The organism is Mycobacterium riyadhense, assembly GCF_963853645.1.
Taxonomy (GTDB): Bacteria; Actinomycetota; Actinomycetes; order Mycobacteriales; family Mycobacteriaceae; genus Mycobacterium; species Mycobacterium riyadhense.
Genome location: NZ_OY970456.1, coordinates 2,671,481 through 2,682,963 on the forward strand (window position 1 = coordinate 2,671,481; position 11,483 = coordinate 2,682,963).

Consider the following 11,483-nt stretch of genomic DNA (forward strand, 5'->3'; position numbering starts at 1 on the left):
TGGTTCCGCGACACGCCGCTGAGTCCGGCATTCTGTGCACGCTCGCGGTGAGAGTGTGTCAGTCGCTGGTTCTACTCTGGTTGGCATGGCCTTTGCCACCGAACACCCCGTAGTCGCGCATTCGGAATACCGCCCAGCCGCGGCGGACGTGGAAGGGTTGGTGCGCACCGGAGCCCGCTTCGAAGTGGTCAGCCCGCACGCCCCCGCCGGCGACCAGCCGACCGCCATCGACGAGCTACAACGGCGGATCCTGGCCGGGGAGCGCGACGTGGTGCTGCTCGGCGCCACCGGCACCGGAAAGTCGGCCACCACCGCGTGGCTCATCGAGCGGGTGCAGCGGCCCACCCTGGTGATGGAGCCGAACAAGACACTGGCCGCGCAAATGGCCAACGAACTGCGAGAGATGTTGCCGCACAATGCAGTCGAGTACTTCGTGTCGTACTACGACTACTACCAGCCCGAGGCGTATATCGCGCAGACCGACACCTACATCGAAAAGGACAGCTCGATCAACGACGACGTGGAACGGCTGCGCCACTCCGCAACATCGTCACTGTTGTCCCGCCGCGACGTGGTGGTGGTCGCCTCGGTTTCCTGCATCTACGGCCTGGGCACGCCACAGTCCTACCTCGATCGTTCCGTCGAGCTGCGGGTTGGCACCGAGGTGCCGCGCGACGGCTTGCTACGGCTGCTGGTCGACGTGCAGTACACCCGCAACGACTTGTCCTTCACCCGCGGCTCGTTCCGGGTGCGCGGCGACACCGTGGAGATCATTCCGTCCTACGAAGAGCTGGCGGTTCGGATCGAGTTCTTCGGCGACGAGATCGAGGCGCTGTTCTACCTACACCCCCTGACCGGCGAGGTGATTCGACAGGTCGACTCGCTGCGGATCTTCCCGGCCACCCACTACGTCGCCGGTCCGGAGCGAATGGCGCACGCGATCTCCACCATCGAGGAGGAACTCGCCGAGCGGCTCTCCGAATTCGAAAGGCAGGGCAAGCTTTTGGAGGCGCAGCGGCTCCGGATGCGCACCAACTACGACATTGAAATGATGCGGCAGGTCGGGTTCTGCTCCGGTATCGAGAACTACTCCCGCCACATCGACGGCCGGGGGCCGGGCTCGCCGCCGGCGACCCTGCTCGACTACTTCCCGGAGGACTTCCTGCTCGTCATCGACGAGTCGCATGTGACGGTGCCGCAGATCGGCGGCATGTATGAGGGCGACATGTCGCGCAAACGCAACCTGGTCGAGTACGGTTTCCGGTTGCCGTCGGCGTGCGACAACCGCCCATTGACCTGGGAAGAGTTCGCCGACCGGATCGGGCAAACGGTGTACCTGTCGGCCACCCCGGGCCCCTACGAGCTGAGTCAGACCGGTGGCGAGTTCGTCGAGCAGGTGATTCGGCCGACCGGGCTGGTGGACCCGAAAGTGGTGGTCAAGCCGACCAAAGGGCAGATCGACGACCTGATCGGCGAGATCCGCAAACGTGCCGAGGCCGACGAGCGGGTGCTGGTGACGACGCTGACCAAGAAGATGGCCGAGGACCTCACCGACTACCTGTTGGAGATGGGCATCCGGGTGCGCTACCTGCATTCGGAGGTCGACACGTTGCGGCGGGTGGAGTTGCTGCGCCAGCTTCGGCTCGGTGACTACGACGTGCTGGTCGGCATCAACCTGCTCCGCGAGGGATTGGACTTGCCTGAGGTATCGCTGGTGGCGATCCTCGATGCCGATAAGGAAGGGTTCCTGCGGTCGTCGCGCAGCCTGATTCAGACTATCGGCCGCGCCGCCCGCAACGTGTCCGGCGAAGTGCACATGTACGCCGACAAAATCACCGACTCGATGGCCGAGGCCGTTGACGAGACCGAACGGCGACGGGTCAAGCAGATCGCCTACAACGAGGCCAATGGAATTGACCCGCAGCCGCTGCGCAAGAAGATCGCCGACATCCTCGACCAGGTTTATCGCGAGGCGGACGACACCGACGCCAGCCAAGCCGTAGCAATCGGGGGCTCCGGACGCAATGCGTCCCGTGGCCGGCGCGCCCAGGGCGAACCCGGCCGGGCCGTCAGCGCCGGCGTGCTTGAGGGCCGCGACACCTCCAACATGCCGCGCGCCGAGCTGGCTGACCTCATCAAAGACCTCACCGCACAGATGATGGCCGCCGCGCGTGATCTGCAATTCGAGCTGGCCGCCAGGTTCCGAGACGAGATCGCTGATCTCAAGAAGGAACTGCGCGGGATGGACGCCGCCGGCCTGAAGTGACCGAAGCCGCAAGCGAAACCGGCAGCTGGCCTGAGCTGCTGCGCGGTTATCTGGGCGCCGCCACCGTGCTGGCCGGCGGTGTTGCGCTGTACGCCACCAACGAATTCCTGACCATCAGCCTGCTCCCGAGCACCATCGCCGAAATCGGCGGCGCCAGGCTATATGCCTGGGTGACGACGCTGTATCTGGTGGGGTCAGTGGTCGCGGCGACCACCGTAAATCCGATGCTGCTGCGCGTCGGGGCGCGCTCGTCGTACCTGATGGGGCTGACCGTGTTCGGTGTTGCCAGCGTGGTGTGCGCGGTGGCGCCGAGCATGGAGGTGCTGGTCGCGGGACGCACTTTGCAGGGCGTGGCCGGTGGCCTACTGGCCGGGCTGGGCTATGCGCTCATCAATTCCGCGCTGCCGAAGTCGCTGTGGACCCGCGGCTCAGCGCTGGTCTCGGCGATGTGGGGGGTCGCGACGCTGGTCGGGCCCGCGACCGGTGGCCTGTTCGCCCAGTTCGGGTTGTGGCGGTGGGCGTTTGGTGCGATGGCGATGCTGACCGCGTTGATGGCCACGCTGGTCCCGGCCGCGCTCGATCCGAAACGCGTCGATTGCAACGGCGAGCAACCAGTGCATAGGGTGCCGGTGTGGTCGCTGCTGCTGATCGGCGCCGCGGCGCTAGCCGTCAGCGTTGCAGAGCTCCCGCGCTACCTGGTGCAGACCGCCGGGCTCCTCGCCGCCGGCGCGCTGCTGGTCGGTGTGTTTATGGTCGTCGATTGGCGGATGCACGCAGCGGTGTTGCCGCCCAGTGTCTTTGGTCCCGGGCCGTTGAAATGGATCTACCTCACCATGTCGCTGCAGATGATCGCCGCCATGGTCGATACCTACGTGCCACTGTTTGGACAGCGGTTGGGCCATCTGACGCCGGTGGCCGCCGGATTTCTGGCTGCGGCGCTGGCGGTGGGGTGGACGCTCAGCGAGATCGTCAGCGCGTCTCTGAAAAGCCCGCGGGTCGTCGGAAATGTGGTTGCGGCAGCACCATTGGTGACGGCGTCGGGTTTGGCGCTGGCCGCACTAACGCAACGGGCCGACGCGTCGCTCGGGATTGTCGCGCTGTGGGCGCTGGCGTTGCTGATCACTGGAACCGGAATCGGGATTGCCTGGCCGCATCTCACGGTGCGAGCAATGGATTGTGTCGATGACCCGGCTGAGAGCAGCGCGGCGGCCGCGGCGATCAACACCGTGCAGTTAATGTCGGGCGCGTTCGGTGCCGGGTTGGCTGGGGTGGTGGTGAACACGGCCAAGGGCGGCGCGGTGGTGGAGGCTCGCTGGCTGTTTTCGGTGTTCACGGTGCTGGCCGCCGGTGCGGTGATCGCTTCATACAACGCGACCCATCGTGATCGCCGTTCAGCGCGTTGACTTGACCACCTGCGAATAGTGAAACTGCCAACGCTCCACGATGCGGAAGCCAAGGTAGCTGGGGAACGAGTAGACGGGCGTACGTTCGAAAGCCGTTCCTGGAGGCAATGATTGGCCAATTTGATGATCGGGTAGCGACTTGTCGCGGTTCGAGATGGTCCACAGCGTGGTGCACTTGTTGATCTTGGCCGTCGTCAGCCACACCGCGACGTGGCCATCCCACAGGGCCCCTACCTTCGGGCCGTAGAAACCGCGCTCGACGTCGATCAGCGATCGGAAGGCCGCCGGCCGGGTGGCGAGCAGCGCACGGATCGGCCCGGGCCTCCACGGCACGGTGTTGTCCACCAACAAGCAATCCCCGGGTGCGGCATGGGCGCTGATGACATCGGCGACCTGGCTGTAGTCCCAGCCCTCTTTCGCATACGGCCCGCGTTGGGTGAAGTAGTAATTCGGAAACGCGGCGACGGCAAAGAGCACGAGGACTCCGGCAATGGCCCACGGCATGCGGGCGATCGTGACGATGCAGATTGCCAGGACGACCGCCGCCGCAGGCGCGGTGAGGATCAAGTAGCGCGGGTAGTAGATGGGCTCCACCCTCGCCGAGTAGATCAGGACGACGACGGTGGGGACGAGGATCCATGCTGCGGATGCCAGCAGGAGTTGACCACCATCGGCGGCGGGTCCGGCCCCGCGGAGCAGCGCCACCGCGACGGCGGCGACGACCGTAACGCCCGCGAGGATGGCGAATGCAACACTGTGGTCGAAGTACTGCCGATGCACCACGTCGAGAAAGAGGTTGCGGGTCAGGCCCGAAATCCAGCCGACCTGCCACACCTGCTTATGGGCGAACATCACGAACGGTGTCATCGCCCCAAGTCCGGCCGCTGACGTGACCGCCCACCAGGTGACTGGAGATTTCCACGGTTTCCCGACGACCAGCAGCGGCAGCATCGCGGCGTAGACCAGCACCAACAAGCCCAAGTTGACGCTGACCAAGATCGACAGCATCAGTGTCAGCAGGTAGATCAGCCACAGCCACGGCCTGTCGCGCCGCACGGCGGCCACGAGAAGAACCGTCAGCCAGACGGCGGCTGCCACCGACAGCGCCGACGAGCGGGCTTCGATCCCCGCCCAGGTCACCCGCGGGAGCATGGCGAAGATCGCGCCCGCGCAGACCGCGATAGCGCGATTCTGCGGGGCAAGCTGCTTGGCGAAAACCACCACACCCGCGGCGGTGGCTCCAATCGCCAGACTGCTGGGAACCCGCGACCAGAATTCCGTCGGCGGGAACATCGCGAACCAGCCGTGCATGAGCAGGTAGTACAGCCCGTGCACGGCGTCGATGTGGCCCAACAGCTTCCACAGCTCCGGCAACGTCCGACTGGCCGACGCCGATATCGTCGCACCCTCGTCGAACCACAGCGATGGTCTGCTCGCCCACGCGGCGCTGATGGCGGTGGCCAGCACAGCAATCGCCACTGGGTCGAATCGCCTGCCTCGCGGACGCGGCGGCGCGTGCTCGTCAGCGAAGCGCGCTGGGCGCTCGCCAATGGTCGGCACGGACATGATGCTTGTCACTGTAGGGTTCCCGGGATGAGCCTGGTCACGAGCTGTCCCGCGGGTGAACAGCCGGTTGCCGGCCAGTCCGTCCGCACGGTGCGTCTTGGGCTGCCGCATCCGACGAAAGACGGTGCACAGCAAGGCTTTCCGTGATCAGCATGAGCGTTTGGCGGTGGTGTCATCGGCAATATTGTCCGTTGGCGCACGGTGACCGAGCAAATGCGGGTTGCGCCACGCCGTTGCGGTGTGGTTAATCTGACCCATCTGCATCCGGCAACGCGATACTGTCTTGGGTTGGCTGAGCAACCGACACTGGGAGGGTTAATGGGCGCCTATCAGACCGTGGTGGTAGGGACGGACGGCTCGGATTCGTCGATGCGCGCGGTGGACAGGGCGGCACAAATTGCCGGGACAGACGCCAAGCTGATCATCGCGTCGGCGTACCTGCCCCAGCACGAGGACGCCCGGGCCGCCGACATCCTCAAAGAGGAAAGCTACAAGGTCAAGGGCACCGCCCCGATTTACGAAATCCTCCACGACGCCAAGGAGCGGGCGCACAACGCCGGTGCCAAGAATGTCGAAGAGCGGCCCATCGTCGGCGCTCCGGTCGACGCGCTGGTGCACCTGGCCGAAGAGGAGAAAGCCGATCTGCTGGTTGTCGGCAACGTCGGTTTGAGCACGATCGCGGGCCGGCTGTTGGGATCGGTGCCGGCCAACGTGTCGCGGCGGGCGAAGGTCGACGTGCTGATCGTGCACACCACGTGACCGGGTCTACCAGCGGCGTTACCGCTCTTCGGCGAGGTTCAGGCTTGCGGCACCCGGCCACGGCACGGCCAGACACGACTCCCTAGTCCTTCGCTTCCCTGGCGAAGAGGGCAAGAGCGCGCATGAGCACATCGCGTTCCATTGCCAACTCGCCGATCTGCTTGCGCAATTCGTTGATCTCGTCGCGTATGTTTTCGCTCAACCAGGCATCGCCGCCTTGCGCACTTTGATCCGGCCGCGCGGCGTGGCCATGCGGGCCGTCATGCTGGCTCGCCTCGCGAGCCACCTGCGGTATCACCGTGGGAGGCGCGCCGTATCGGAGGCGCGTCCCGTCGCCAGGTTGCGCGACGCCGGTTCCGCGTTGCGCGGCTCCGCCGGCGCGTGTGCCGGCCCAGCTACCGCCCGCCGCGCCGCCGCCGCCCGCCGCGGCTGCCATGAGGCTCCCCAGCAGCATCGCGCCGTACCCGGATCCCAGTCCATCTACCTCGGGTTGCGGCAAACCGACAAGGGTAGGTTCCCGCAACGCCGTGGCCACGCGGGGGAACGCTGGCGCCGTCGCAGCCCAGGTCTGTGGTACCGACATCCCACCGATCGAGGCCGCGCGACCTAGTCCCGCCAGCACCGTGGTGCCACCCAGGCTCGCCGACGTTCCGGCACTGCCCAGGCCGGGTGTGGCTAGCGCGCCGCCACCCAGTCCGGCGGCCGCAGCAGACACGTCCGACATCGCCAGAGTTATCGGAGCCTTTAGCGACGAGTTCACCAGGTACAAGGACCCACTAGCGATGAACATCACTCCACTCGCGGCATCCGCGAAATTCGCAATATCGTCAAACAACGTGCCGAGGGAGCCAATCGGCAGGTTCGCCAGCCCGGCTATTGGGCCGAACGCTCCCGACGCGAGCTCTTGCAGCACCGTGGGCACCGTGGAGACCAGCTGCAACAAGGCGGTAGGGCTGACGGCCGCGGCCGAAGTGCTGGCCGCCTGAGCAACAGCAGCGGTCTGGGCTCCCACCCCGGCCGGATTGGCGTCGGGCGGCGGTGAGGTGAACGGCGTCAACATCGACGCAGCCGCCGACCCACTCGCATAGCCGTACATCGCCGTCGCGTCCTGCGCCCACATCTCGGCGTAAAGCGTCTCGGTTGCCGCGATCGCTGGGGTGTTCTGACCGAGAATGTTCGTCGCCACCAATGACATCAACAACGCCCGATTCTCCGCGACCACCGGCGGCGGTACGGTCGCCGCAAACGCCATCTCGTAGGCCGCCGCCGCCGACCTGGCCTGATTAGCGGCCTGCTTGACCTGCTCGGCGGTGGTGCTCAGCCACGCCACATAGGGCGCGGCCGCGGCCCCCATCGACGCCGATGCCGGACCTCGCCACAGCCCCGCAGTCAACTCGGATAGCACCGACCAATACGAAGCCGTCGCCGAACTTAACTCCGCCCCCAACCCGTCCCAGGCAGCGGCGGCCGCCAACATCGGCCCCGACCCCGGTCCCGCATACATCCTCGCGGAGTTGATCTCCGGCGGCAACGCTGCAAAATCCACGTTCCTTCGCCTCAATCCCTAGCTGGGTTTCACTTAATGAAAAGCCGTTTTGTGCGGGGTTGTGGGGGTTTTGCATGGATCAGCGTACTTCGAGTAGTCGTGGAAGTCGCCGTGCTGGCGGGTGTTGTTGAGGTTTTCCTCGGGTGGATCGACCTTGCGTGCCTGGCGTCCAGGAAAGTCTGGCAGGTTAATACGCTGCGCATTACCGCGCCGCGGTTGGCCGCCGCCGGCGTCACCAGCCTCGGTTGCGCCATTCGTCGAGATGCGGACGCTCCGTGCCCAGGGTTGTGTCGTCACCATGTCCGGGATAGACGACTGTGTCGTCACCGAAACGATCAAAGATCTTCGACTTCACGCCCGTGAAAAGCGCCTCGAAATCTGCCGATTTTGTGGTCCGCCCGACGCCCCCGGGGAACAGACAGTCGCCGGTGAACAACTGTGTGACCTCGTTGGTCGCGGGCCCGCCCAGTGCCAGCGCGATCGATCCGGGCGTGTGCCCGCGCAGGTGGATCACGTCGAAGGTCAGCTCGCCGATCTGCACGCGGTCGCCGTCGGCGAGCAACCGGTCAGGCTTGACCGGCAGCGGCTCCGCATCGATCTCATGGGCGGCCGTCGGCGCACCGGTGGCCACGGCGACCGCTTCCAGCGCCTGCCAGTGATCGAAGTGCTGGTGGCTGGTCACGATCAGTGTCAGCTTCGGAGCGTACCGTCGGACCAGGTCGACGAGGATGTCGGCGTCGTTGGCGGCGTCGATCAGCAGTGTTTCGCCCGTTGCGGAACATGTCACCAGATAGGCGTTGTTGTCCATGGGGCCCACCGATGCCTTGAGGATGGAGGCGCCGGGCAGGGTGCGACGAGCCGCGGTGCCCGGTTCGACGTGTCCGGTGTAGTTGTCGTCAACGGCAGTCATACGGGCCAGGCTACTTGGTAACGAGGCTGGGCAGCAGGCTTGTCGGTGTGGCCACATAGCATGAGGAACCAGTTCCGTCTATCAAGGGGAAGCCCCCGTTTGAAAGGGATGACGTGGCCGATCGCCTGATTGTCAAAGGTGCGCGCGAGCACAACCTGCGCGGCGTCGACCTCGACCTGCCCCGCGACGCCCTGATCGTGTTCACCGGGCTGTCCGGGTCGGGCAAGTCCTCGCTGGCCTTCGACACGATCTTCGCTGAAGGGCAGCGCCGGTACGTGGAATCGCTTTCGGCCTACGCCCGTCAGTTCCTGGGCCAGATGGACAAGCCGGACGTCGACTTTATCGAGGGGTTGTCCCCGGCGGTGTCCATCGATCAGAAGTCCACGAACCGCAATCCGCGGTCGACCGTCGGGACGATCACCGAGGTGTATGACTACCTGCGGCTGCTGTATGCGCGCGCGGGCACACCGCACTGTCCGATCTGCGGTGAGCGAATCGCGCGCCAGACGCCGCAGCAAATCGTCGATCAGGTATTGGCGATGCCTGAAGGCACCCGATTCCTGGTGCTGGCCCCGGTGGTGCGCACCCGCAAGGGCGAGTTCGCCGACCTGTTCGACAAGCTCAACGCCCAGGGCTACAGCCGGGTGCGGGTCGACGGTGTGGTGCACTCGCTGACCGACCCGCCGAAGCTGAAGAAGCAGGAAAAGCACGATATCGAGGTCGTGGTGGATCGCCTCACCGTCAAGGCCACCGCCAAGCAGCGGCTCACCGATTCGGTGGAGACCGCGCTGAATCTGGCCGACGGAATCGTCGTGCTGGAGTTTCCCGACGACCACGACGAGCATGGCCACCCCCGCGAGCAACGGTTCTCCGAGAAGTTGGCGTGTCCGAACGGACACTCCCTGGCCGTGGACGACCTGGAGCCGCGTTCGTTCTCGTTCAACTCGCCGTATGGCGCCTGCCCCGAGTGCGTTGGCTTGGGAATCCGCAAGGAGGTCGACCCAGACCTGGTGATACCCGACCCGGATCGCACCTTGGCCGAGGGCGCGGTGGCGCCATGGTCGAACGGCCACACCGCGGAGTACTTCACGCGGATGATGGCGGGGCTGGGTGACGCGCTCGGATTCGACGTCGACACGCCGTGGCGCAAGCTACCGGCAAAGGCCCGCAAGGCGATCCTGGAAGGCGCCGACGAGCAGGTGCACGTGCGTTACCGCAACCGATATGGGCGCACCCGTTCGTATTACGCCGATTTCGAAGGCGTGCTGGCATTCCTGCAACGCAAGATGGCGCAGACCGAGTCCGAGCAGATGAAGGAACGCTACGAGGGCTTCATGCGGGACGTGCCGTGCCCGGTGTGTGAGGGCACCCGGCTCAAGCCCGAGATTCTCGCGGTGACGCTTGCGGCGGGGGAGCAGGGCGCAAAGTCCATCGCCGAGGTCTGCGAACTGTCGATCTCGGACTGCGCAGATTTTCTCAACGCACTCACCCTGGGTGCCCGCGAGCAGGCGATTGCGGGTCAGGTGCTCAAGGAAATACAGTCGCGGCTTGGCTTTTTGCTCGATGTCGGGTTGGAGTACTTGTCGCTATCCCGCGCGGCGGCCACGCTGTCCGGCGGTGAGGCGCAACGCATCCGGCTGGCCACCCAGATCGGGTCCGGCTTGGTGGGTGTGCTCTACGTGCTGGACGAGCCATCCATCGGGCTGCACCAGCGCGACAATCGTCGTCTCATTGAAACCCTCACCCGCTTAAGGGATTTGGGTAACACGCTGATCGTCGTCGAGCACGACGAGGACACCATCGAGCACGCCGACTGGATTGTCGACATCGGCCCGGGCGCGGGCGAGCACGGCGGCCGCATCGTGCACAGCGGCCCGTACGCCGAACTGCTGCGCAATAAGGATTCGATCACCGGCGCCTACCTGTCCGGCCGACAGAGCATCGAAATCCCAGCCATCCGGCGTCCGGTCAGCCCGCGGCGTCAACTCACCGTCGTCGGCGCCCGCGAGCACAACCTGCGCGGGATCGACGTGTCCTTTCCGCTCGGTGTGCTGACCTCGGTGACCGGTGTATCCGGCTCGGGCAAGTCGACGTTGGTCAACGATATCCTGGCCGCGGTGCTGGCCAACCGGCTCAACGGCGCCCGGCAGGTTCCGGGCCGGCACACCCGGGTCACCGGGCTGGATCACCTGGACAAGCTGGTGCGGGTCGACCAGTCACCGATCGGGCGAACGCCGCGATCCAACCCGGCGACCTACACCGGGGTCTTCGACAAGATCCGCACCCTGTTCGCGGCCACCACCGAGGCCAAGGTTCGTGGCTATCAACCCGGCCGATTCTCCTTCAACGTCAAGGGCGGACGCTGCGAGGCGTGCACCGGCGACGGCACGATCAAGATCGAAATGAACTTCCTGCCCGATGTGTATGTGCCGTGTGAGGTGTGTCAGGGCGCTCGCTACAACCGCGAAACCCTTGAGGTGCATTACAAGGGCAAGACGATCTCCGAAGTGCTGGACATGTCGATCGAGGAAGCGGCCGAGTTCTTTGAGCCCATCACCGGCATTCACCGGTATCTGCGCACCCTGGTCGACGTCGGATTGGGTTACGTCCGGCTCGGCCAGCCCGCACCGACGCTGTCCGGCGGAGAGGCGCAGCGAGTCAAGCTTGCCTCCGAGTTGCAGAAGCGCTCGACCGGGCGCACCATCTACATCCTCGACGAGCCCACGACGGGGTTGCATTTCGACGACATCCGCAAGCTGTTGAACGTCATCAGCGGCCTTGTCGACAAAGGCAATACGGTGATCGTCATCGAACACAACCTGGACGTGATCAAGACGTCGGACTGGATCATCGACATGGGCCCCGAAGGTGGCGCCGGCGGCGGAACCGTTGTGGCCGAAGGCACTCCGGAGGATGTCGCAGCGGTTCCGGAAAGCTACACCGGGAAGTTTCTCGCCGACGTGGTTGGCGGCGCGCGCGCGCCCGAAAGCTCACCGCGGCGACGTCGGAAAGTCAGCGCCTGAATCTGCGCTC

Annotated in this window: 7 protein-coding genes; 4 read left to right on the plus strand and 3 right to left on the minus strand. The window is 65.5% G+C overall.

Features of this window, described 5'->3' with window-relative positions:
• Positions 1–85: 85 nt before the first annotated feature.
• Positions 86–2,266, plus strand: coding sequence for an excinuclease ABC subunit UvrB (gene uvrB, locus AADZ78_RS12135; protein ID WP_085249461.1), 2,181 nt, complete (start codon positions 86–88; stop codon positions 2,264–2,266).
• Positions 2,263–3,669, plus strand: coding sequence for an MFS transporter (locus AADZ78_RS12140; protein ID WP_085249460.1), 1,407 nt, complete (start codon positions 2,263–2,265; stop codon positions 3,667–3,669). The genes uvrB and AADZ78_RS12140 overlap by 4 nt, the downstream gene beginning before the upstream one ends.
• Here the strand turns inward: AADZ78_RS12140 and AADZ78_RS12145 are convergent.
• Positions 3,658–5,235 carry a glycosyltransferase family 39 protein gene (locus tag AADZ78_RS12145; protein WP_085249484.1) on the minus strand — a complete coding sequence of 526 codons (1,578 nt, stop codon included), beginning with the start codon at positions 5,233–5,235 and terminating at the stop codon, positions 3,658–3,660. The two genes, AADZ78_RS12140 and AADZ78_RS12145, sit on opposite strands and share 12 nt — an antisense overlap.
• Before the next feature lie 318 nt (positions 5,236–5,553).
• Between AADZ78_RS12145 and AADZ78_RS12150 the strand changes: the two genes are divergently transcribed.
• On the plus strand, positions 5,554–5,994 hold the full coding sequence (locus tag AADZ78_RS12150; protein WP_085249459.1) for a universal stress protein: 441 nt from the start codon (positions 5,554–5,556) through the stop codon (positions 5,992–5,994).
• An 82-nt stretch (positions 5,995–6,076) separates the two neighbouring features.
• Here the strand turns inward: AADZ78_RS12150 and AADZ78_RS12155 are convergent, their stop codons facing one another.
• Both AADZ78_RS12155 and AADZ78_RS12160 read right to left on the minus strand, forming a co-directional pair.
• Positions 6,077–7,540: a PPE family protein gene (locus tag AADZ78_RS12155; protein ID WP_085249458.1), complete on the minus strand. Its 1,464-nt coding sequence runs from the start codon at positions 7,538–7,540 to the stop codon at positions 6,077–6,079.
• Positions 7,541–7,772: 232 nt separating this feature from the next.
• Positions 7,773–8,450, minus strand: coding sequence for an MBL fold metallo-hydrolase (locus tag AADZ78_RS12160; RefSeq protein ID WP_085249457.1), 678 nt, complete (start codon positions 8,448–8,450; stop codon positions 7,773–7,775).
• Positions 8,451–8,563: 113 nt separating this feature from the next.
• Between AADZ78_RS12160 and uvrA the strand changes: the two genes are divergently transcribed.
• Positions 8,564–11,473: an excinuclease ABC subunit UvrA gene (gene uvrA / locus AADZ78_RS12165; protein ID WP_085249456.1), complete on the plus strand. Its 2,910-nt coding sequence runs from the start codon at positions 8,564–8,566 to the stop codon at positions 11,471–11,473.
• The last annotated feature ends 10 nt before the right edge of the window (positions 11,474–11,483 follow it).

What these genes read in the sequence shown, in the direction of transcription:
- uvrB (WP_085249461.1), top strand. Translation starts at nt 86, where the DNA reads ATGGCCTTTGCCACCGAACACCCCGTAGTCGCGCATTCGGAATACCGC.
- AADZ78_RS12145 (WP_085249484.1), bottom strand. Translation starts at nt 5,235, where the DNA reads ATGTCCGTGCCGACCATTGGCGAGCGCCCAGCGCGCTTCGCTGACGAG.
- AADZ78_RS12150 (WP_085249459.1), top strand. Translation starts at nt 5,554, where the DNA reads ATGGGCGCCTATCAGACCGTGGTGGTAGGGACGGACGGCTCGGATTCG.
- AADZ78_RS12160 (WP_085249457.1), bottom strand. Translation starts at nt 8,450, where the DNA reads ATGACTGCCGTTGACGACAACTACACCGGACACGTCGAACCGGGCACC.